At 69.2% G+C, this 21,570-nt stretch carries 21 protein-coding genes and 2 pseudogenes; 11 read left to right on the forward strand and 12 right to left on the reverse strand.

What is annotated here, in order from left to right:
- Positions 1-67: 67 nt before the first annotated feature.
- The 8 genes and pseudogenes from nuoH to LUW75_RS09210 form a co-directional block, all read right to left on the reverse strand.
- Positions 68-1,436, reverse strand: a pseudogene (nuoH, locus tag LUW75_RS09175) (NADH-quinone oxidoreductase subunit NuoH).
- Positions 1,433-3,961 carry an NADH-quinone oxidoreductase subunit G gene (locus LUW75_RS09180; protein WP_250335163.1) on the reverse strand — a complete coding sequence of 843 codons (2,529 nt, stop codon included), beginning with the start codon at positions 3,959-3,961 and terminating at the stop codon, positions 1,433-1,435. The pseudogene nuoH and the gene LUW75_RS09180 overlap by 4 nt, the downstream one beginning before the upstream one ends.
- Positions 3,958-5,307: an NADH-quinone oxidoreductase subunit NuoF gene (gene nuoF / locus LUW75_RS09185; RefSeq protein ID WP_250335164.1), complete on the reverse strand. Its 1,350-nt coding sequence runs from the start codon at positions 5,305-5,307 to the stop codon at positions 3,958-3,960. The genes LUW75_RS09180 and nuoF overlap by 4 nt, the downstream gene beginning before the upstream one ends.
- A complete protein-coding gene (nuoE, locus tag LUW75_RS09190; protein WP_250337606.1) occupies positions 5,304-6,152 on the reverse strand; it encodes an NADH-quinone oxidoreductase subunit NuoE in 849 nt (282 codons plus the stop codon). The genes nuoF and nuoE overlap by 4 nt, the downstream gene beginning before the upstream one ends.
- Before the next feature lie 26 nt (positions 6,153-6,178).
- A pseudogene (locus tag LUW75_RS09195) lies at positions 6,179-7,569 on the reverse strand (NADH-quinone oxidoreductase subunit D).
- On the reverse strand, positions 7,566-8,303 hold the full coding sequence (locus tag LUW75_RS09200; RefSeq protein WP_250335165.1) for an NADH-quinone oxidoreductase subunit C: 738 nt from the start codon (positions 8,301-8,303) through the stop codon (positions 7,566-7,568). Before LUW75_RS09200 ends, LUW75_RS09195 begins: the two are co-directional and overlap by 4 nt.
- Positions 8,300-8,854: a NuoB/complex I 20 kDa subunit family protein gene (locus LUW75_RS09205; protein WP_168437140.1), complete on the reverse strand. Its 555-nt coding sequence runs from the start codon at positions 8,852-8,854 to the stop codon at positions 8,300-8,302. Before LUW75_RS09205 ends, LUW75_RS09200 begins: the two co-directional genes overlap by 4 nt.
- A gap of 19 nt (positions 8,855-8,873) precedes the next feature.
- Complete coding sequence (locus LUW75_RS09210; RefSeq protein ID WP_010470881.1) at positions 8,874-9,233, reverse strand: NADH-quinone oxidoreductase subunit A; 360 nt, start codon at positions 9,231-9,233, stop codon at positions 8,874-8,876.
- Positions 9,234-9,951: 718 nt separating this feature from the next.
- Here LUW75_RS09210 and LUW75_RS09215 point away from each other — a divergent pair.
- Positions 9,952-10,782, forward strand: coding sequence for a C40 family peptidase (locus LUW75_RS09215; protein WP_250335166.1), 831 nt, complete (start codon positions 9,952-9,954; stop codon positions 10,780-10,782).
- Between the two features lie 82 nt (positions 10,783-10,864).
- Here the strand turns inward: LUW75_RS09215 and LUW75_RS09220 are convergent, their stop codons facing one another.
- On the reverse strand, positions 10,865-11,284 hold the full coding sequence (locus LUW75_RS09220; protein WP_250335167.1) for a hypothetical protein: 420 nt from the start codon (positions 11,282-11,284) through the stop codon (positions 10,865-10,867).
- On the reverse strand, positions 11,281-11,763 hold the full coding sequence (locus tag LUW75_RS09225; RefSeq protein ID WP_250335168.1) for an ATP-binding protein: 483 nt from the start codon (positions 11,761-11,763) through the stop codon (positions 11,281-11,283). The genes LUW75_RS09220 and LUW75_RS09225 overlap by 4 nt, the downstream gene beginning before the upstream one ends.
- Positions 11,764-12,006: 243 nt before the next feature.
- Between LUW75_RS09225 and LUW75_RS09230 the strand changes: the two genes are divergently transcribed.
- The 3 genes from LUW75_RS09230 to LUW75_RS09240 all read left to right on the forward strand — a co-directional run bounded on the left by LUW75_RS09230 (position 12,007) and on the right by LUW75_RS09240 (position 13,788).
- Complete coding sequence (locus LUW75_RS09230) at positions 12,007-12,858, forward strand: Scr1 family TA system antitoxin-like transcriptional regulator (RefSeq protein ID WP_250335169.1); 852 nt, start codon at positions 12,007-12,009, stop codon at positions 12,856-12,858.
- 13 nt (positions 12,859-12,871) lie between these two features.
- On the forward strand, positions 12,872-13,063 hold the full coding sequence (locus LUW75_RS09235; protein ID WP_250337607.1) for a DUF397 domain-containing protein: 192 nt from the start codon (positions 12,872-12,874) through the stop codon (positions 13,061-13,063).
- 302 nt (positions 13,064-13,365) lie between these two features.
- Positions 13,366-13,788 (forward strand): hypothetical protein, encoded by a 423-nt coding sequence (locus tag LUW75_RS09240; protein ID WP_250335170.1) that lies wholly within the window; start codon positions 13,366-13,368, stop codon positions 13,786-13,788.
- 200 nt (positions 13,789-13,988) lie between these two features.
- Here LUW75_RS09240 and LUW75_RS09245 read toward each other — a convergent pair whose 3' ends face one another.
- Positions 13,989-14,210 carry a hypothetical protein gene (locus LUW75_RS09245; protein WP_284453821.1) on the reverse strand — a complete coding sequence of 74 codons (222 nt, stop codon included), beginning with the start codon at positions 14,208-14,210 and terminating at the stop codon, positions 13,989-13,991.
- 101 nt (positions 14,211-14,311) lie between these two features.
- Between LUW75_RS09245 and LUW75_RS09250 the strand changes: the two genes are divergently transcribed.
- The 6 genes from LUW75_RS09250 to LUW75_RS09275 all read left to right on the forward strand — a co-directional run bounded on the left by LUW75_RS09250 (position 14,312) and on the right by LUW75_RS09275 (position 20,081).
- Positions 14,312-15,199, forward strand: coding sequence for a nucleic acid/nucleotide deaminase domain-containing protein (locus tag LUW75_RS09250; RefSeq protein WP_250335171.1), 888 nt, complete (start codon positions 14,312-14,314; stop codon positions 15,197-15,199).
- Positions 15,199-16,866, forward strand: coding sequence for a hypothetical protein (locus LUW75_RS09255; RefSeq protein ID WP_250335172.1), 1,668 nt, complete (start codon positions 15,199-15,201; stop codon positions 16,864-16,866). Before LUW75_RS09250 ends, LUW75_RS09255 begins: the two co-directional genes overlap by 1 nt.
- A 101-nt stretch (positions 16,867-16,967) precedes the next feature.
- Positions 16,968-17,483, forward strand: a complete 516-nt coding sequence (locus tag LUW75_RS09260) for a WXG100-like domain-containing protein (protein ID WP_250335173.1) — start codon at positions 16,968-16,970, stop codon at positions 17,481-17,483.
- A gap of 131 nt (positions 17,484-17,614) precedes the next feature.
- Positions 17,615-18,424 (forward strand): transposase family protein, encoded by an 810-nt coding sequence (locus LUW75_RS09265; protein ID WP_250333783.1) that lies wholly within the window; start codon positions 17,615-17,617, stop codon positions 18,422-18,424.
- A 112-nt stretch (positions 18,425-18,536) separates the two neighbouring features.
- On the forward strand, positions 18,537-19,493 hold the full coding sequence (locus tag LUW75_RS09270; RefSeq protein ID WP_250335174.1) for a nucleic acid/nucleotide deaminase domain-containing protein: 957 nt from the start codon (positions 18,537-18,539) through the stop codon (positions 19,491-19,493).
- A 12-nt stretch (positions 19,494-19,505) separates the two neighbouring features.
- Positions 19,506-20,081, forward strand: a complete 576-nt coding sequence (locus LUW75_RS09275; protein ID WP_250335175.1) for an SUKH-4 family immunity protein — start codon at positions 19,506-19,508, stop codon at positions 20,079-20,081.
- A 39-nt stretch (positions 20,082-20,120) separates the two neighbouring features.
- Here LUW75_RS09275 and LUW75_RS09280 read toward each other — a convergent pair whose 3' ends face one another.
- Complete coding sequence (locus LUW75_RS09280; protein WP_250335176.1) at positions 20,121-20,360, reverse strand: hypothetical protein; 240 nt, start codon at positions 20,358-20,360, stop codon at positions 20,121-20,123.
- Positions 20,361-20,459: 99 nt separating this feature from the next.
- On the opposite strand from LUW75_RS09280, the gene LUW75_RS09285 reads away from it, so the two are divergent.
- Positions 20,460-21,473, forward strand: a complete 1,014-nt coding sequence (locus LUW75_RS09285; protein WP_250335177.1) for a hypothetical protein — start codon at positions 20,460-20,462, stop codon at positions 21,471-21,473.
- The last annotated feature ends 97 nt before the right edge of the window (positions 21,474-21,570 follow it).

Genomic DNA, 21,570 nt, shown 5'->3' on the forward strand with positions numbered 1-21,570 from the left:
TGAAGGTCACGCCGAAGCCGGCCAGCGGGTTCTGGGAGGGGACCCGTGGGGTCTCCCCCGGGACGACTCAGTGGACACCGTCCGTCTCCTTTCCGTCACTCGCGGTCTCCGCGGGGCCGCTGGCTACCAGCTCGCGCTCACCGCGCGGCCGTCGTCTCGGCACCGGCGGCAGGGTCTGCCCGGGCAGCGGCGGTACCGGGAACCCGCCGGCCGTCGGGTCGAACTCGCCGGTCGCGGAGGTCTCCTCGGGCTCCTCCCCGGCCTTGGCCCTCCGGTCGCGGAACATGTCGGCGACGAAGGACAGCAGCAGCACCCCCAGCACCGCGGCGGCGACGTACAGCACGATCGACTGGAACTCGACGTTCTCGTTGCGCAGGGCGCGCACGGTCGCGACGAGCATCAGCCACACGACCGAGACGGGGATGAGGACCTTCCAGCCGAGCTTCATCAGCTGGTCGTAGCGGACGCGGGGCAGCGTGCCGCGCAGCCAGACGAAGAGGAACAGCAGCAGCACGACCTTGGCGACGAACCAGAGCATCGGCCACCAGCCGTGGTTGGCGCCCTCCCAGAACGCCGAGACCGGGTACGGGGCGCGCCAGCCGCCCAGGAAGAGGGTGACCGAGACGACCGAGACGGTGACCATGTTGATGTACTCGGCCAGCATGAACATCGCGAACTTGATGGAGCTGTACTCGGTGTTGAAGCCGCCGACCAGGTCGCCCTCGGACTCCGGCATGTCGAACGGCGCCCGGTTGGTCTCGCCGACCATCGTCACCATGTAGATCAGGAACGACACCGGCAGCAGCACCACGAACCAGCGGTCCGCCTGCGCCTCCACGATCGCCGAGGTCGACATGGACCCGGAGTAGAGGAAGACGGAGGCGAAGGCCGCGCCCATCGCGATCTCGTACGAGATCATCTGCGCGCACGCGCGGAGCCCGCCGAGCAGCGGGTACGTCGAGCCCGACGACCAGCCGGCGAGGACGATGCCGTAGATGCCGACGGAGGCGACCGCGAGGATGTACAGCATCGCGATCGGCAGGTCGGTCAGCTGCATCGTGGTCCGGTGGCCGAGGATCGAGACCTCGTTGCCCGCCGGGCCGAAGGGGATCACCGCGATCGCCATGAACGCGGGGGGCGGCGGCGACGATCGGGGCGAGGACGTAGACGACCCTGTCCGCCCGCTTGACGACGACGTCCTCCTTCAGCATCAGCTTGACGCCGTCCGCGAGGGATTGCAGGAGGCCCCAGGGGCCGTGCCGGTTGGGGCCGATGCGCAGCTGCATCCACGCGACGACCTTGCGCTCCATCACGATGGAGACGAGCACGGTGAGCATGAGGAAGGCGAAGCAGAAGACCGCCTTGAGCAGCACGAGCCACCAGGGGTCCCGGCCGAACACGGAGAGGTCCTCGGCCGCGAGGAGGGCCGGGTTCATGCGCGCACCTCCGACGGGTCCGTCGAGTCGGGTGAGTGGGGGGCGTCCGGCGCGGCCGGGGAGCCGGCGGCCGGGGCGAGGCGGACCAGGCGGCCGGGGACGGTGCCCAGGTCGGACAGGGCGCCGCCGCCGGTCGAGCGGAGCGGCAGCCACACGACCCGGTCCGGCATGTCCGTCACCCGCAGCGGCAGCTCCACGGACCCGGCCGGACCGGTCACCCGGAGCAGGCCGCCGTCCTCGACGCCGGTCTCCGCGGCGGTGGCGGGCGACAGGCGGGCGAGCGCGGCGTGCCGGGTGCCGGCGAGCGCCTCGTCGCCCTCCTGGAGGCGGCCCAGGTCCAGCAGCATCCGGTGGCCGGCCAGGACGGCCTCGCCCTCGCCGGCGCGGGGCAGCGGCAGCCGGGTCCCGTCGGGGTCGTCGGCCCGTTCGCCGTCCCACGCGCCGAGCCGGTCCATCTCGCGCCGCACGGTCCGCACGTCCGGCAGGCCGAAGTGCACGTCCATGGCGTCCGCGAGCATGTGCAGCACGCGCGCGTCGGACGGCGGCAGCGCGCTCGTCATGTGCTGCGGCCTCAGTGCCGCCTCGAACATCCTGGCCCGCCCCTCCCAGTTGAGGAACGTGCCGGCCTTCTCGGCGACCGCCGCGACCGGGAGGACCACGTCGGCCCGCTCGGTGACCTCGCCGGGCCGCAGCTCCAGGGACACGACGAACGCCGCGTCGAGCGCCTCGCGGGCGCGCGCCGGGTCCGGCAGGTCCGCCACGTCGACGCCGCCGACGAGCAGCGCGGCCAGCTCGCCGGTCGCGGCGGCCTCCACCATCCGGCCGGTGTCGCGGCCGTGGCGGTGCGGCAGCTCCCGCACGCCCCAGGCCGTCGCGACCTCCTCGCGGGCGCGCGGGTCGGTGGCGGGGCGGCCGCCGGGCAGCAGCGACGGGAGGGCGCCCGCCCAGACCGCGCCCGGCTCGCCGGCCCTGCGCGGGATCCACACGAGGCGGGCCCCGGTCGCGGTGGCGGCCCGTACGGCGGCGGTCAGCGCGCCGGGGACGCCCGCGAGGCGCTCGCCGACGACGATGACGGCGCCCTCCGCGCGCAGGGCCTGTGCGGCGGCGGCGCCCGGTCCGTCGAGGTCGGTCCCGGCGGCGAGGGCGTCCAGCCACTCGGTCTCCGTGCCGGGCGCGGCGGGCAGCAGCGTGCCGCCCGCCTTCTCCAGGCCGCGGGTGGCGTACGGGGCGACGGCGTAGGTGCGCTGTCCGTGCCCGCGCCACGCCTTGCGCAGCCGCAGGAAGACGCCGGGTGCCTCCTCCTCGGCCTCCAGGCCGGCGAGGAGCACGGCGGGCGCCTTCTCCAGCGCGCCGTACGTGACGCCCCCGCCGTCGAGGTCCCGGCCGCGGCCGGCGACCCGGGCGGCCAGGAAGTCGGCCTCCTCGGCGCTGTGCGGGCGCGCGCGGAAGTCGACGTCGTTCGTGCCGAGGGCCACGCGCGCGAACTTGGCGTACGCGTAGGCGTCCTCCACCGTGAGCCGCCCGCCGGCCAGGACGCCGGTGCGGCCCCGGACCAGGCCGCGCGCCGCGGCCCGGAGCGCCTCGGGCCACGGCGCGGGCCGCAGGACGCCGTCGTCACCGCGCACCAGCGGGGTGGTGAGGCGGTCGCGGGCCTGCGCGTACCGGAACGCGAAGCGTCCCTTGTCGCACAGCCACTCCTCGTTGACCTCCGGGTCGTCGGCGGCGAGCCGCCGCATCACCTTGCCGCGCCGGTGGTCGGTGCGGGTGGCGCAGCCCCCGGCGCAGTGCTCGCACACGGAGGGGCTGGAGACCAGGTCGAAGGGGCGGGAGCGGAACCGGTACGCCGCGGAGGTGAGCGCGCCGACCGGGCAGATCTGGATGGTGTTGCCGGAGAAGTACGACTCGAACGGGTCGCCCTCGCCGGTGCCGACCTGCTGGAGGGCGCCCCGCTCGACCAGCTCGATCATCGGGTCGCCGGCGATCTGCTGGGAGAAGCGGGTGCAGCGGGCGCACAGCACGCACCGCTCGCGGTCGAGGAGGACCTGGGTGGAGAGGGGGACGGGCTTCTCGTAGGTGCGCTTGCGGCCCTCGAAGCGGGACTCGGCCCGTCCGTGCGAGACGGCCTGGTTCTGCAGGGGGCACTCGCCGCCCTTGTCGCAGACCGGGCAGTCCAGGGGGTGGTTGATGAGCAGCAGCTCCATCACCCCGACCTGGGCCTTCTCGGCGACCGGCGAGGTGAGCTGGGTCCTCACCACCATGCCGTCGGTGCAGGTGATCGTGCAGGAGGCCATGGGCTTGCGCTGGCCCTCGACCTCGACGATGCACTGGCGGCAGGCGCCGGCCGGGTCGAGGAGGGGGTGGTCGCAGAACCGCGGGATCTCGACGCCGATCCGCTCGGCGGCCCGGATGACCAGCGTCCCCTTGGGGACGGACACCTCGATGCCGTCGATGGTCAGCGTGACCAGGTCCTCCGGCGGCACCGGGGCGGCCCCGCCGCCGGCGGGGTTCGATGCCATGACGGTCATGCCGTCACCTCCACGTGGTTGTCCGCCCAGGCGGTCGACCTGGCCGGGTCGAAGGGGCAGCCCCCGCCGCTGATGTGCTCCTCGTACTCCTCGCGGAAGTACTTCAGGGAGGAGAAGATCGGCGAGGCGGCGCCGTCGCCGAGCGCGCAGAACGACTTGCCGTTGATGTTGTCGGCGATGTCGGCGAGCTTGTCGAGGTCGGACGGCCTGCCCCTGCCGGCCTCGATGTCGCGCAGCAGCTGCACCAGCCAGTACGTGCCCTCCCGGCAGGGGGTGCACTTGCCGCAGGACTCGTGGGCGTAGAACTCGGTCCAGCGGGTCACGGCGCGCACGACGCAGGTCGTCTCGTCGAAGCACTGGAGCGCCTTGGTGCCGAGCATGGACCCGGCGGCGCCGACGCCCTCGTAGTCGAGGGGCACGTCGAGGTGCTCGTCGGTGAACATCGGCGTGGACGAGCCGCCCGGCGTCCAGAACTTGAGCCGGTGGCCGGGGCGCATGCCGCCGCTCATGTCGAGGAGCTGGCGCAGGGTGATGCCGAGCGGGGCCTCGTACTGGCCGGGGGAGACGACGTGGCCGCTCAGCGAGTACAGCGTGAAGCCGGGGGACTTCTCGCCGCCCATCGACCGGAACCACTCCTTGCCCCGGTGGAGGATGGCGGGGACCGACGCGATGGACTCGACGTTGTTCACGACGGTGGGGCAGGCGTACAGGCCGGCGACGGCCGGGAAGGGGGGCCGCAGCCGGGGCTGGCCGCGGCGGCCCTCCAGCGAGTCGAGCAGGGCGGTCTCCTCGCCGCAGATGTACGCGCCGGCGCCGGCGTGCACGGTGAGTTCCACGTCCAGCCCGCTGCCGAGGACGTCCCTGCCGAGGTAGCCCGCCTCGTACGCCTCGCGGACGGCCTCGTGGAGGCGGCGCAGGACGGGGACGACCTCGCCGCGCAGGTAGACGAAGGCGTGCGAGGACCTGATCGCGTGGCAGGCGATCACGACGCCCTCGATGAGGGAGTGCGGGTTGGCGAAGAGGAGGGGGATGTCCTTGCAGGTGCCGGGCTCCGACTCGTCGGCGTTCACGACGAGGTAGTGCGGCTTGCCGTCGCCCTGGGGGATGAACTGCCACTTCATCCCGGTGGGGAAGCCGGCGCCGCCGCGGCCGCGCAGGCCGGAGTCCTTGACGTACGCGATGACGTCGTCGGGGGGCATGGCGAGGGCCTTGCGCAGCCCCTGGTAGCCGTCGTGGCGCAGGTAGGTGTCGAGCGTCCAGGAGCGGGGCTCGTCCCAGAAGGCCGACAGGACCGGGGAGAGCAGCTTCTCGGGGCTGGTCTCCCCGACGGCGGGTGCCAAGGTCATCCCTTCCCCTCCTCACCGACCGGGCCCGCCGGGTGGTCCGGGTCGGACGCGGAGGTCTGTTGCGGTGCGTCGTGCGAACTGGGGTGGCCGGGTGCCGGGTCGGGGCCGCGGCCGGTCGCCGGGGCGGGGCCGCGGCGGTCCCCGTCGGCCGTCCGGCCGCGCGGGTGGACGACGCGGGGCGGTACGGCCTCGCCCTTGGCGAGCTTCAGCCCGACGAGGGAGGCCGGTCCCGCGCCGCCGCCCGCCTCGACCGCGCCCGGCCTGGGGTCGGGGAAGCCGGCGAGGATGCGGGCGGTCTCCTTGAACGTGCACAGGGGCGCGCCGCGGGTCGGGGTGACGGGCCGGCCGGCGCGCAGGTCGTCGACGAGGCGCCTGGCGCTCCGGGGCGTCTGGTTGTCGAAGAACTCCCAGTTGACCATCACGACGGGCGCGAAGTCGCAGGCCGCGTTGCACTCGATGTGTTCGAGGGTGACCTTGCCGTCGTCGGTGGTCTCCTGGTTACCGACGCCGAGGTGGGCCTTGAGCTCCTCGAAGATCGCGTCGCCGCCCATGACCGCGCAGAGCGTGTTGGTGCAGACGCCGACCTGGTAGTCGCCGCCCGGCCCGCGCCGGTACATCGTGTAGAAGGTGGCGACGGCGGTGACCTCGGCGGTGGTCAGCCCCAGCGTCTCGGCGCAGAAGCGCACGCCGGTGCGGGTGACGTGGCCCTCCTCGGACTGCACCAGGTGCAGCAGCGGCAGCAGCGCGGAGCGCGCGTCCGGGTAGCGGGCGATCACCTCCCGGGCGTCCGCGTCCAGCCGGGCGCGTACGTCGGCGGGGTAGTCGGGGGCGGGGAGCTCGGGCATGCCGAGACTCGTCGCAGTCACGTCGGTCACCGGTCGACGCCTCCCATCACGGGGTCGATGGACGCGACGGCGACGATGACGTCGGCGACCTGACCGCCTTCGCACATCGCCGCCACGGCCTGGAGGTTGGTGAAGGACGGGTCGCGGAAGTGGACCCGGTACGGCCGGGTGCCGCCGTCGGAGACGACGTGCGCGCCGAGCTCGCCCTTGGGGGACTCGACGGCGGCGTACGCCTGGCCGGGGGGACCCGGAAGCCCTCGGTGACCAGCTTGAAGTGGTGGATCAGGGCCTCCATGGAGGTGCCCATGATCTTCCTGATGTGGTCGAGGGAGTTGCCGAGGCCGTCGGGGCCGAGGGCCAGCTGGGCGGGCCAGGCGATCTTCTTGTCGGCGACCATGACCGGGCCGGGGGCGAGCCGGTCGAGGCACTGCTCGACGATGCGCAGCGACTGCCGCATCTCTTCCAGCCGGATCAGGAACCGGCCGTAGGCGTCGCAGGTGTCGGCGGTCGGCACGTCGAACTCGTACGTCTCGTAGCCGCAGTACGGCTCCGCGCGGCGCAGGTCGTGCGGGAGCCCGGTGGAGCGCAGGACGGGGCCGGTGACGCCGAGGGCCGTGCAGCCGGCGAGGTCCAGGTAGCCGATGTCCTGCATGCGGGCCTTGAAGATGGGGTTGCCGGTGGCGAGCTTGTCGTACTCCGGCAGGTTCTTCCGCATCGTCCTGACGAACTCGCGGATCTGCTCGACGGCGCCGGGCGGCAGGTCCTGGGCGAGGCCGCCGGGGCGGACGAACGCGTGGTTCATCCGCAGGCCGGTGATCAGCTCGTACAGGTCCAGGATCATCTCGCGGTCCCGGAACCCGTAGATCATGATCGTGGTGGCGCCGAGCTCCATGCCGCCGGTGGCGATGCACACCAGGTGCGAGGAGAGCCGGTTGAGCTCCATCAGCAGGACGCGGATGACGGTGGCCCGGTCGGGGATCTGGTCCTCGATGCCGAGGAGCCTCTCCACGCCGAGGCAGTACGCCGTCTCGTTGAAGAACGGCGTCAGGTAGTCCATGCGCGTGACGAAGGTGGTGCCCTGCGTCCAGTTCCGGTATTCGAGGTTCTTCTCGATGCCGGTGTGGAGGTAGCCGATGCCGCAGCGGGCCTCGGTGACGGTCTCGCCGTCGATCTCCAGGATGAGCCGGAGCACGCCGTGGGTGGAGGGGTGCTGGGGGCCCATGTTGACGACGATCCGCTCGTCGTCGGCCTTCGCCGCGGACCGGACGACCTCGTCCCAGTCGCCGCCGGTGACGGTGTAGACGGTGCCCTCGGTGGTCTCGCGGGGCTCGGCCTCAGGGGCGCCGGGGAGGGGCGTCCCCGAGGGACCCGACGGGGGGCGGTGGCCGGGGGACGGGTGGGTGTTGGGGGTGGTCACGAGTACGACCTCCGCTGGTCCGGAGCCGGGATCTGGGCGCCCTTGTACTCGACGGGGATGCCGCCGAGGGGGTAGTCCTTGCGCTGCGGGAAGCCCTGCCAGTCGTCCGGCATCATGATCCGGGTGAGGGCCGGGTGGCCGTCGAAGACCAGCCCGAAGAAGTCGTACGTCTCGCGCTCGTGCCAGTCGTTGGTCGGGTAGACGGGGACGAGGGACGGGACGTGCGGGTCGTGGTCGGGCGCGCTGACCTCCAGCCGCAGGCGCCGCCCGTGGGTGATCGAGCGCAGGTGGTGGACGGCGTGCAGCTCGCGGCCCTCGTCGCCGGGGTAGTGGACGCCGCTGACGCCCAGGCACAGCTCGAAGCGGAGGGCGGGGTCGTCGCGCAGGGTGCGGGCGACGCGGACGAGGTGCTCGCGCGCGATGTGGAAGGTGAGTTCGCCCCGGTCGACGACGGTCTTCTCGATGGCGTTCTCCGGGACGACGCCCTGTTCCTCCAGGGCGCCCTCCAGCTCGTCGGCGACCTCGTCGAAGTACCCCCCGTAGGGGCGGGCGGACGGGCCGGGGAGGCGGATCGAGCGGACGAGGCCGCCGTAGCCGGAGGTGTCCTGGCCGTGCGCGGCGCCGAACATGCCGCGCTGGACGCGGATCTCCTCGCCGAGGTCCCCGCGCTGGCCGGGGAGGTTCTGCGCGCCGATCTCCTCGTCGGGATTCGGCTTGCTCGACTGGTCGGTCACCGCAGCAGCCCCTTCATCTCGATCGTCGGGAGGGCCTTGAGCGCCGCCTCCTCCGCCTCGCGGGCCGCTTCGCGCGCGTTGACGCCGAGCTTGGACGACTGGATCTTCTGGTGGAGCTTGAGGATCGCGTCCAGCAGCATCTCGGGGCGGGGCGGGCAGCCGGGCAGGTAGATGTCGACCGGTACGACGTGGTCGACGCCCTGCACGATCGCGTAGTTGTTGAACATGCCCCCGGAGGAGGCGCAGACGCCCATGGAGATCACCCACTTCGGGTCGGGCATCTGGTCGTAGACCTGGCGCAGGACCGGGGCCATCTTCTGGCTGACCCGGCCGGCCACGATCATCAGGTCGGCCTGGCGCGGCGAGCCGCGGAAGACCTCCATCCCGAACCGCGCCAGGTCGTACCGCCCGGCGCCGGTGGTCATCATCTCGATGGCGCAGCAGGCGAGGCCGAAGGTCGCGGGGAAGAGCGACGACTTGCGCACCCATCCCGCGGCCTGCTCGACCGTCGTCAGCAGGAATCCGCTCGGCAGCTTCTCTTCGAGTCCCATGACTGTGCCCTTCAGCCCCTCAGTCCCATTCCAGGCCGCCGCGCCGCCAGACGTACGCGTAGGCGACGAAGACCGTGAGCACGAAGAGGAGCATCTCCACGAGCCCGAAAAGCCCCAGGGCGTCGAAGGTGACGGCCCAGGGGTAGAGGAAGACGATCTCGATGTCGAAGACGATGAAGAGCATCGCCGTCAGGTAGTACTTGATCGGGAAGCGGCCGCCTCCGGCCGGCGTCGGGGTCGGCTCGATGCCGCACTCGTACGCCTCGAGCTTCGCCCTGTTGTACTTCCTCGGGCCGATGAGCGTGGCCATGACCACGGAGAAGATCGCAAACGCTGCTCCGAGGGCGCCGAGCACGAGGATGGGCGTGTACGCATTCACGCTCCTCGCTCCTTCCAGTCGTCCTTGACCGTTGGACCGCGACGGGCGTCCGCTCGCCGCCTCGGAGGAGCCCCCGGCGGACGGACGTCCTCCGGAAGATCGCTTATATGTGAGGCAGTTCACAAGCCCGACTGGAACGCATCCTATGCCCGTCGATCTGTGATCTGCGACACGGGTGCAGCAGGGAGTTTGTGATCTCCGCCACCTGGCGAACGATCACCAAGCAGGAGGAAGGGCGATCTTCACACCGCCCGTGATCAAGTAGCCACGACATGTGACATTTTCATTGATCTCTGCTGGTAGAAGCGCTCTTGCATTATCAAATACTGTCTAGTACACGCAAATTCGATAGGGGCACCCCTAAGTGATAAAGGGGTCCACCCACCCGCGAGGGGGGCCCGGCGGGACGGAGGTGGACGCGCACACCCGCTCCGGGGCGCGGGCGCCGGACGGCGGGCGCCCCGACGTGACCTGCGCCACTCGCACCCGCGGCGCGGAGGGGCGGTGCTGGCCAACCGCGCCCGCCGGTGGTAGGTCAACGGCAATTCGGACGTTTCGCGGAAAGCCCATGATCACGGGCATGATCACGAGAGACCGAAATGTCCGTCAGGGCGTCAGCGGCGGACGCCGGCAACCGGATTCGGCGACCCGGAAACCAACTGTGGCGGAACACACGTCCCTTGATGGAGGACACTCAAGCCTGATAGCGGTTGTCCTCATGTCCCACACCGCTCACATACCCAGCCACCGGAAGCCCCGCCGCAGCTCGTCGAAGCTCACGCTGCGCGCCGGAGTCGCCGGTGGCGTCCTCAGCACCATCGCGGTGGCCGCGTCCCCGGCCCACGCCGAGCCGGTGACCGAGACCCTCGAGATGCCCGCGCTCACCGACCTGGACCTGTCGGGCGCGCTGTCCACCGCCGTCGCCGCCTCCGCGGAGGCGACCGAGCACGACGCCCTCGCCCAGGACCTGCGTGCGCAGGAGGACGCGGCGGCCGTCAAGGCGGCGAAGGAGGCCAAGAAGGCCAAGGCGGAGGCGGAGCGCAAGGCCGAGGCGGAGCGCAAGGCGAAGGAGGCCGAGGAGAAGGCCCTCGCCGAGGCGCAGGAGCGTGCCTCCCGGTCCGACGGGCGCGACTCGCTGCCCGCGCGGTCCGACGGGGACGGCGGCGACAGCGACCACGTCGGCGCCCCGGCGACCGGCTCGGCCGCCGCCATCGTCGCCTTCGCCCGCGCGCAGGTCGGCGACGCGTACGTCATGGGCGCCACGGGCCCCAACGCCTGGGACTGCTCCGGCCTCGTGCAGGCCGCCTACCGCCAGGCCGGCATCGACCTGCCGCGCGTCTCCAGCTCCCAGTCGAGCATGGGCACCTCCGTCTCCCTGGACGACCTCCAGCCGGGCGACATCCTCTACTGGGGCAGCCGCAGCGGCTCGTACCACGTCGCCGTCTACGTCGGCGGCGGCATGTACGTCGGCGCGCAGAACCCCAGCACCGGCGTGGTCAAGCGCTCCCTGGACTGGGACCGCCCGTCCGGCGCCGTCCGCATCCTCTGACGCGGCCCCGCCGCGCCCGAAGGGCCGTCGCTCCCCCGCTCGGGGCGGGAGCGGCGGCCCTTCGCCGTGCGCCCGGGACGGTTCAGGTCGGGCGCGGCCGGGCGGCGGGCCGCCCGCCCGAGGGGCCGCGGAGCGCCGGGACCCTCCTCCCGGGGATCACCGCGCGCACGTACCCCCACGGTCGCGGGCGCGGGAGCCGCTCCCCCTCCCCTCCGCCGTCCGCCCGCGCGGCGGAGGGCGGGTTCGGGCGGAGGCGGTGGTGCAGCGGGGTGCGCGTGCGCCGCGCGTGCCTTCCCCCGCGCGACGGCCCGGCGAGGACCGTGACGTGCACCGAGTCCCGCCAGCAGTAACAGGTGTACGTGTACCCGCCCCGGTCCAGCGGCGGCGGCGTGAACCCCCGGTGCGGGTTCGGCAGCAGCGCCCACATGATCGACAGCGTGAGCAGCAGGGCGCCCGCGGAGAGGATCAGCGCCCCCCAGAAGGCGTGGCCGTCGGAGATCACGCGGCGTCACCCCCCTCCCGGTCGTTCCGGTCGTCCCGGTCATCCCGGTCATCCCGGTCGACGAGCGTGAAGCGGACCGCCTTCGTACGGTCGTCCAGGACCAGGACGCCCCAGTCGTCGGCGAGGGAGTCGACCAGGAGCAGGCCCCGCCCGTGCTCCTGCCCCGTGTACCGGCCGGAGGGCACGGGCAGCGGTAGCCCGGCGGGCCCGTCGTCGTGTACGAGCACGGCCGTCCGCCGCCCCGCGAGGGCCACCTCGACGGTGATCGACGGGGTGCGGCTGTGCCGGTGGGCGTTGGTGACCACCTCGGAGGTGCAGAGCCGGGCCGGCTCGACGAGCCGCGGGAGGTTCGCGGCCCGCAGGACCAGGACCACCCAGTCCCGGGCGATCTTCGGCGTGGTCGGCAGGTTCGGGGCCGTGAGCCGGTAACTCGCGCCCCCCGTCGGTGGTTCGGGAAGCGGTAAGGCTGCGGTGTTCATGTCGTCGTCTCCCAACGCGGTCTCGTACCCGCGCCGCCGCCCCACCGTGGCCCGGCCGCCCGAGCGCACGCCCCGAAGGGCGCACGCCGACGACTGCACTGCGGGATTACGGACGCGCTGCGCGGTGCTGGGAAGACAGTAGCCTCTCCGTATCAACAGTGGTACTACTTCGGATAACTAGTTGAACGAAGTGGACCCTTGTAGGGACACGAGCCACACTGAGACCCGACAGGAAGGGAACCCATGCCACCCAGGAAGGCCCCGACCGCGCGGCAGCGCCGGCTCGGTTCGGAGCTGCGCAAACTCAGGGAGCACGCCGGCCTATCGCTCGTCGACGCGGGAGCGCTGCTCAGCACCGATCGGACCAGCATCAGCAACACCGAGTCGGGCCGGTTCGGCGTGAGCGCCGAGCGCGTGCGCACGTGGGCGAGCCTGTACGGATGCCCGGACGAGAAGTACGTCGAGGCGCTCGCGGACATGGCCGAGGAACGTGGAAAGGGATGGTGGGAGGACTACCGGAACGACCTTTCCGCCGGTGCACTCGACCTGGCCGAGCTGGAGCACCATGCGCGTGCGCTTCGCGCCGTCCAAATCATGCACGTACCCGGGCTGCTTCAGACCGAGGACTACGCCCGGGCCGTCTTCGAGGAAGCCGTTCCGCCGCTCAGCCCGATAGACCTCCGGCGACGACTTTCGCACCGCTTGAAGCGCCGCGACGTACTCGACCGCCCGAACCCGCCGAGCTGCACCTTCCTCATCCACGAGGCCGCGCTGCGCATGACCTTCGGCGGACCCGAGATCGCCCGTTCCCAACTCGACTACCTGCTCAGGCAGTCCGAACGGGACAACGTGACCGTGCGCGTCATCCCGTTCAGCGTCGGGGGTTTCCCGAACGCCGGAAGCTCGACACTCTATGCGTACGGGGTGGTGCCCCAGCTCGACACGGTGCAGACGGACACGCCGCACGGTCCTGCGTTCCTGGACGCCGAGACGCGTCTCGCCAACTACCGAGCCGTTCTTGACCGGACCGAGGAGAAATCGCTCGACCCCGAGCGAACACGTGACTTTATTCGTGAAGTGGCACAAGGAATATGAAGGCGTGGGAATAATGGAAATAAACTGGCAAAAGTCCTCGTACTCAACGGACTCCGAGGGCAACTGCCTGGAGCTCGCCAAGCACGGCGGCGAGATCCTCGTGCGCGAAAGCGACAACCCCGACGTGATCGTGCGCACGAGCCGCGAGAAGTTGCTCGCCTTCCTGCTGGGCGCGAAGGACGGCGAGTTCGACCACCTGCTCTGACCTCCCCGTACCGGCACGAGCGGCCCCCCCGCCACCCGGCGGGGGGCCGCTCGCGGCTCACGCACCGAAACCTGCCGCCCCACACGATCGGGTCAAACTGTTGATACACATACGTAGCAAACGCTATGTTCCGAGGGTGCGCCGTCCAGGCCGAGCCGCGTAGGGCGAAGCTCCCGACGACGCGCAACTCCCCTTTTGTCCGCTCCAGTCGGGAAGGCCCGTGTCGGTGGCTCCTGCCCGGCGGAATCTCGCACCAGCGGGTAAAGGGCGACATCGACCCACGCACGGCTGAAGGGCAACCCATGTACGTGTCACGCTCCCGAGGGGAACCGCCCGGAACGACCCCGCCGCCGACCGACGTGGCCTTCTGGTGCGAGCGCGTGCGGTACCGCTCACTCGCCGCCGACGGGGCCGACCAGACGACCCGCTACGAGGTCGGCACCCCGGCCGAGGCCGTCCGCCGGGTGCGGACCGAGGTGCGCGCCCTCGCCTCGACCCTTCCCCCGGCGGAACGGAACCGCGCGTTCGAGTGGACCGACAGCGGCGGCTGCCTGCACGCGGTCGCCGCACTGCACCGCCACGAACCGTGCGGCTTCTCGCTCAGCGCCGGTTCGGCCTGGGTGGAGTGGTCGGTCCGGCCGTTCCTCCGCTTCCACGTACCCCACTACCGCCTGCTGCCCCTCCTCCCGCCCTCCGGCTCGCCCGTATGCGGCGAGACGCCCTGAGCCGCCGGAAGCTCCACGCAGGAGCGCATCGCAAGCGTCGACGACCCGAGTACGGTCGGCAAGTCGAGTGCGGTCGGCGAGTCGACCGGAGTCGCAGAGGTCGGCCGGTCGTTGAAAGGCCGTGGCCTCGCCGTCCACACGACGGCCGAGCCCTCGACGAGCGAGCTTGGCGAGTTCACCCGCGCCGGGGCGGATCACCTTCACGGCAGCACCCGCGCCCGCACCGCCGCGGTTGCCGCTCGCGCCAGCTGCACCAGCCGGTCGACAACGTCGGCGTCGTAGGCCTGGATCGCTGAGGTGCGCCACCGTTTGCGCAACTCGGTCAGCAACAGCAGCACCCTCCGCTTGGGCGGGTCCAAGAGTTCCCCCCGCACCACACGGTGCACGCTTCCCTGGACGCCCGCGGTCAAACGGTCGTGCATCTGGCTCCTCGGGAGAGTGGCAGTCGCAGCATAGGACGCAAGGCCGCTCCAGCCGCTAGGGTCACCGTGACTGTCAGCCATATACGCCCCCGGAGGTAGTTATGCCTTCCCCTGATCCGGGTCGACCTGTCGAACTGCTGCAGCACTTCGGCAAGGGAGGTCTAAGGCGGTTCGAGCGAGCCAGTGTGGTTGGTGCCAACCTCCCTGAAGCGGCTCTCATCACGTTGGAGACCGTGGGTGTGCCGCGGAGTGTTGCTCCTTACTTCGAAGCGCCGCAGTCTGGCACCCCAGTGGCTCTCGGCGTGTTTGCTGCGCACTCGTCCCGGTCGCGGGCGTACCCTGCAATGGAGTCCTGGCCCAGGATCGGCGGCGACGGATTGGCCAATCTGTGCATACGACCAGATGGCGCCGTGCAGGCTGTTCTGCTGGAGGATGCTGGCGACGACATGTTCGTGAACATGGACGTATCCAAGTTGAACGCCTCTCTGCTGGCCCTGGACCGGGCCCAGCCGCTGATCGCCACATCCGCCGGGCTGACGGAAGCGGCAGCGGTGTTCCGAGACCTGTACACGGAACTACGGCAAATCGATTCCGTCGCGTTCTCCAATCGAGAGAGCTGGTGGCCACGGGTCTTGGACGACGTGCGACACACCCTGAACTTTCCTTTTTCTGCGGCCTTCGAGTATGTGGATCAGGCTGGGGCCAAGCAGGTGGTCACTGAATCCACGGGACCTGGGCAGCCCCATCCTGAGGAGCTTGCCTGGCGACGCTTGGCCGCTGACGGTGTGAATTCGTCTCAGGTCCGCCGCGTCTATAGCGAACTTGAGCCCTGCCTGATGCCTGGCCACTACTGCGCCGTTTGGCTGCAGGAGATGTTCCCGCACGCCGAGTTCACACACAGCTTCGACTACGGAGGAACAGCTGAGTCACGAGAAGAGGGGTTGAAGCAGCTGATCACTCATGCGGCGCAGCAGGCAAGGAGCCGCTGATGCGCTGGGACCGTCCGGCTGCCGGCCGTGAGCCTGCCGCTGCGGCGCTCTTGGGTTGGCTCGCGGATCCGAAGGCTCCGCGTCTGTGTCTTGTGACCGGCGGTTCGGGATGCGGGAAGTCGGCGCTACTCGCGTGGCTCGTGCATCACGGGACGCAGAAGGACGCTCCTGCTGAGCGGACTGTCCACGCGGTGGTCCCTTTCGCCGGGGAAAGCATGCTGGGCACCCTCTGGTCGCTCGCTGACCAGCTTGGTGTGGTAGCGGGTAGCGTGGTCGAACTTGTAGGTGCGATTGAGAATGACACCCGCCGGACGGTCGTCGTCCTGTCCGATCTGCACTCCGGCAACGTGGCTGAGCTTGTGCCTGCGCTTCTACAGCTGCCGCAAGTCCGGCTGATCGTCGAGACCCGCACCGCAAGTCCTGCGCATCGCCTCCTCAGCGGTCTGCACTGTGCGGAGATGGATCTGGACCTTGACCACTGGCGGGATCAGGAGCGCTACGAGCTATGGCGTGCTTCCGTGTCTGACACGCTTGCAACTGCCGCTGTACACAGGGGCGGGACCATGAATCTGTCAGATCCGGTTTCCGTCTGCCAGGCGGACCCGTGGGAGGTCACCGCTGCGTACGAGCGAGACGACGATGAACACGGAGGCCTGCGTCGCGCATGGTTGATGGTGGGACAGTCCCTGTGCCATGAACGCTCAGCACCTGAGCGTGCGCTGCTTCTTCTGACCGCTCTGGGAGACAGCGCCGACCCCAGGCTCACTCCCGTTCTGGCGGAATTCGCCTCCGGATCATCGTGGTATCTGGAGTGGAGCCGTGTTCGTGGAGACGTGGCACCCCCCTGGCCAGGCCCGGTGGTGACGCTGGCCACAGGGGTGGGTCCGCTTGCTGGATGTCTTGTGGTCGCTGACCATCGGTACCTTCGGATTGTCCGCACCACTGATGGGACTCCCCAGGGGCGTAGCGTTCTCCGGGCTGGGCTTCCTCGATCAGTGGCGGTCCTCGACGACGGCACCCTATTGGTACTTGACGAAGCCGGACGGCTGTTTTTTGAGTCGAACTGGGCGACCCGGCCACCCAAAACAGGGCTTGAGAGCCTTATTTATGACGGGCCCTCCGAAATGGATCTTTTTCTCGCATCCTTGGAGAATCACAGCGGTACGGCTCTGTGCACGCTCGGTGGCCCCACCACCGGGTCTGTAATCATTGGCGACAGCACGGGCACGGTGCGGACTTTCGGTGACGTGGTCAGAGCTGAAGTGCTGCACGATGGAGCGGTGACCGCCGTGGCGGGGCTGCATCTGCCCCTTGACGATGAAGAAACGGTTCCCCTTATCTACAGCGGTGGCACCGACGGCATGGTGCGAGCCTGGGCCCTGGGCCACTCCCCTATGGCTGGTCCCCTTGTTCAGCGCCCCTGTCCCGTGGTCTCTCTCGATGTCGCCGTCACAGCGACCGGTCCGTCACTCGTCGTTGCATGGCGGGACGGCGTGGTGGAGTGGATCACCGGGGAGACAGGAGCACGGCAGACGCTCCGTCCCGGTCGTCCTGTCCGTGCGGTCGCGGTGACTGAGGACAGCCGGGTCTTCGTCGGCACGGACGAAGCGCTGACCTGCGTCATGTCACGACGTTCAGCGCCGCCGCATCAAGGACGCATGACGTAGGCCGGGTCTCGACTACTTTCGTTTCACGCACATGCAACGGAGTTGACGGGGTTTCGCTAGTAACCGGAGAGTGGGGCGGTTGGCCATCACGGGGGTGACGTATGGGTAAGCAGTTGCCGGATGACCTCGTCGAGGTCCTCGACCTGGTCGGCATCGACTGGCCACAGATCGATGAGGACGAGGTCAAGTCCTCCGCCAAGGACTACCGAAATCTGGCCGAGGGTATTCGCGAGGCAATCAAGGAAGGAGACAAGGCCGGCGCACACGTCATCAACGGCAAGAGCAGGGGCCACACCGTTCAGGCGATCGACCGCCGCTGGGGTGCGCTCACCACCAGGAACCTCAGCACCTTCGCCAATCGATGCGATGACTTGGGTGATGCCCTGGACACCTGCGCCGAACTCATTCTTACCTGCAAGATCGCAATCATTGCGAAGCTGACGGCCACCGCCGCCACAGCGACAGCGGGCGTCGTCGGCATGTTCCTCACCGGCGGTCTCAGTGGGCTGCTCTCCGCGGCCGCCGTTGGCGCGGCGCGGCTCGTCATCCAAGAGGCGATCGACTATGCCGTTGGCCAAATCACGACGGTGGTCACTGAGGTTTTCTCAGCGGAATGATCTCCGCGAAGCGGGCTGATCGATGCATGTCCGGGTGGATCGGGCCAGGCGGCCCCGGCTCTGGACAGACGTAAAGCCCCTGGTAGGAACAGGTCTGCCAAGATCATGTCCGCTGAACCAGAGGCTTTACGTTGGTCACCTATGTTGCCACGCTCGACGTCCCGCGCCCTGTCGTGGAGTATCTGTCCCGCTTGCTGGCCGCGCACCGGCGGCGCATCGGCACGCCGAAGGGCTCGCGGGCGCTGGGCCCGTTCCGCCAGGCCGTGCTGGTGCTGCGCTGGTTTCGCGAGCGGGGGTGTGTGCACTGTCTGGCCCGTGACGCCGCAATCTCCCAGGCCACCGGCTACCGCTACCTGCACGAAGGCATCGACGTCCTCGCCGAGAAGGCCCCGGACCTGCACGAGGTCCTCTCCCGCTGCCGACGCGCCGGCATGACACACGTGATCCTCGACGGGACGCTCATCCCCTGCGACCGCGTGGCCGGCGTCCGTGAGAACGGCAACGACCTGTGGTTCAGCCAGAAGCACAAGGCATTCGGTGGGAACGTCCAGTTCCTGTCCGCTCCGGACGGCACCCCGCTGTGGGTCTCCGACGTCGAACCCGGCTCGACCCCTGACATCACCGCCGCCCGCACCCACGCCCTGCCCGCCTTGTACAAAGCAGCGGCCAGCGGCCTGCCGACCCTGGCGGACAAGGGTTACACCGGCGCGGGTATCGGCATCCGCGTCCCCGTCCGTCGCCCGAAGGGCAAGTCGGAACAGGCACTCCACGCCGACACCCGCATGTTCAACGCCCTGGTACGGCACGTGAGGGCGCTGGGTGAGCGCACCGCCGCCGAACTCAAGCAGCGATGGCGCACCCTGCAGCACGTCACGCTCAGCCCCAACCGGATCGGCGACATCGCCCGAGCCGCCCTCGTCCTCAACGAAATCTGGAAGTGAACACCGCTGAGAAAACCTCACTGACAGGATCGAAGGCAAGGTCCTCGCCGAGATCGAAAAGCTGTTCACCGACGGAGCGACCTATGACGTCATGGCGTCCGGCGGTGCCGCCATGGCCCAGGATCTCGTCGTTGAGTTCGACGAGTTCGAGCGAGCAGCCGGCGACTACCAGAAGACCGCGACAAACTTCGACAAGAAGAAGGGCGAGTTCAAAGTCGGCGGGAACCAGCGCAAGGTCTCGGTAAAGAAGGACAGCCGGTTCCACAAGCTTGCCACCGCCATGGAAAAGACCGAAGAAGCGATTGAAAAAAAAGCCGACGAAATGGTCAAAATCCTCGAAGACCACGGCGGAAAGATCAACAAAGGCAAGAAAGACCAAAAGGAGGTGGATGAACAACAAAAAAAGGAGATGGAAAAGCCGAGGGTAAGGGGTGACGGCGATGACGACGACACCCCTATGTACCTTCTCAACGCCGACGGGTCTGTACAAGTTCTGAATTACGACGGCACTCGGGAGTCCGTATCCAGGACAGACAGGTCCGGAATTTGGAATGTTCTCGAGCATGACGGAACGGTCTGGCGGGCGCCTAAAAGAGGCAACCCCTACACGGTTCCCAGAGGGTATAAAGGCTCCGCCGTCAAATCTACGAAGATCGCACCAGGCTCCACAAGTTTGTCTCGTGCCACAGAGATCGCCCGGTTCGCAAAAGGGGACTATGGCGGCAGCAACTTTGCGGCCGCTCGTTACGTTCCTCCGGGGAAAAAAGACCCGATAATACTGATAGGCGACAGCGAAGGACCGCACTCCGAACGCCTCATCGGGTACCCGGTGTTGCGCCACGGCCAAGAGCAGCACATCACGAAGGTCTACACAGAAAGAGAACCTTGCCAGAAATCTCCACAATGCGACAAGTGGCTGGACCTGCACTTCCTCTCCAAAAATCCTAAGCTTGAGGTAGAGTATGCCAACGACTACAAACAGAGCATAACTGGAAGCAGTCGCGACAAAGAGCACAGAGATTACATGGCCGAGCTGGCGAAACGCCACAAGCGGCAAGGCCACCCATAGTCAGGAGGAAGCATGCTCGCCAGTATCCCTGCAGGCAAGGTCATCTCGACCTTTGGTCTTGAAAGGGTTACGTATTACCCGCGCACGCCCGGAGCCCACCTGCATGCGCCGACAGCCCATTTCCTCTCCAGTGTCGGACTACCCGAGAACCGATTCTTCTCCGCTCGCCCAGAGCTCGCAGACGAGACGCTCTCCCAGCCCTTTTACGGGCCAAGCGTCAAAGCTTCCTTCGAAAGGGATGGCGCTGAATGCCCTCCAGAAGCTGAAACATGGGAAGAACTGGGTGTGTTTCAGTACGCCATGGTCGCCCTGGATCCCACCAATGGTGCGGTCTACGCGTTTCCGGAGGGAGAAGTCGAGTATGCCCCCATGCACGCAGACGTCTCCTCGTTCGTGCACTCTCTTATCGTGCTTGAGCAGGCCGAGCTTGAGTACAAGGAGATCAAGGACGGCGACTATCAGGCGTACGACCGACTCGTGTCCCGCATGAAGCAACAGATCACAGCAGTGGACGAAACCCCTTTCGCGCACGAAGACGGCGAATGGACTGCATTGTTCGAGGAAATTCGTAACGGCATGTGGAAGTAGATCACGTCGGCCTGGAATTGGAGCGCTTCGAGTTGAAGGTCAGTGATGCGGCACGTCGACTGAGGGGAGCCCCACCGGACGGTCCGGTGCCGGGCAGCCGGTCAGGGTCACGGTGAGGGCCGCCGCAGCGCCCTCGTACGCGTCCTTCATGCTGCACAGCACGATCGACGCGTCCGGAATCCCCGACGAGGACACGCGGCGCCAGACGATCCTGGCCTGCGGAAACGGAATCACCGATCCGGGCTGCCGGATCACGTCCGACGGCGACGGCTCGTACACCGTCGAAGCCCTGGGAATCCCGCCCTCGGACCGTCCTTACCGCGTACTGTACGTGCAATGGGCACCGAGCAGTCCCGGTAGCAAGGAGACCTGGGCCTCATGGCAGCTTCCCACTGGTTAGGCGACCCGCCGGCGGACCGCGAACGCCTGGCCGCCTGGGCGCTCTCCCGGGTCGCGGCGACGGCCGCCGAGGACGTGCACGTGGACGCGGTGGTCGACATCGTGCACGCGGCACGCGACGCCCGGACGGATCTCGGCGGCCGTTTCGGCGGCTGTGAAGTGGGTGAACCGGATGCCGGGCAGGCCGAGGAACGTCGGCGGTTCCGGCTCGACGGAATCTCGCCCCGCCGTCTGCGGGAGGAGGACTGCGACGAGCCGTGGGCAGCGCTGTTCGATCCGGCGCGTCTGGTTCGGGGCATCGCGACGGTGAGAAACGTGCGCCGGGGCCGCGAGTGGGTCGAACTGGTCCTCACTCCGCATGCCGCGTTCGCCGCCCCCGCCGACGCCTGGTTGCCGCCGGGCGCCTGCGACCTGGTGGTCCGGGTGGACACCGCCACGGGCTTCCTCCTGTCCGCCACGGTCGTCGACGAACAGGGCCCTCTCGTGACCGGCAGGATCAGCGGACTGGCCATCCGCGACACGTCACCGTCCCCCGCCGACGCGGGCCGGGTCCTCGCCCGCATGGCCAGAACCCTGGTGGAACCGGCCCGCTTGACGGCCGATGTCCGCATCGAGACCGACACGCACACCGACCTCTCCACGACGCCCGTGCCCTCGGTCCGCTCCTGGACCGTCTCGTGCGGCACGGAAACCCTGACCGTGACAGGGGACTACGCACCGGACCGGACGAGCCCCGCCGCCGCCCGGTTGGCCGAACTGCTGGCACCGGCCCGGATCGTCTCCCACCTGGCACACGTCGAGGCCACGTCCCCGGCGTCCATCACGGCCACGGTCCGCCCCCTGCGGTCCTTCCCGCTCAGCGCCTGGGCCCCGGACGAGAGCCTGACCTGCCGCTTCACCGTGGACCGGACGACCGGTGTCCTCCTGTACGCGGAAGCGACCGAGGGCGACCACACGCTCTTCCGGCACGTCGTCACCTCGTTGGGGCCGTGACACCGCTCAACCGGCGGTGAGCGCTCTGGTCACGGCTCGCACACCCGTCGAGCGCGGGACCGCGCGACCGAAGCCCGGCGCGTCTTCCGCAGGTCGC

Origin of the sequence: Streptomyces sp. MRC013 (genome assembly GCF_023614235.1) — a bacterium.
Taxonomy (GTDB): domain Bacteria; phylum Actinomycetota; class Actinomycetes; order Streptomycetales; family Streptomycetaceae; genus Streptomyces.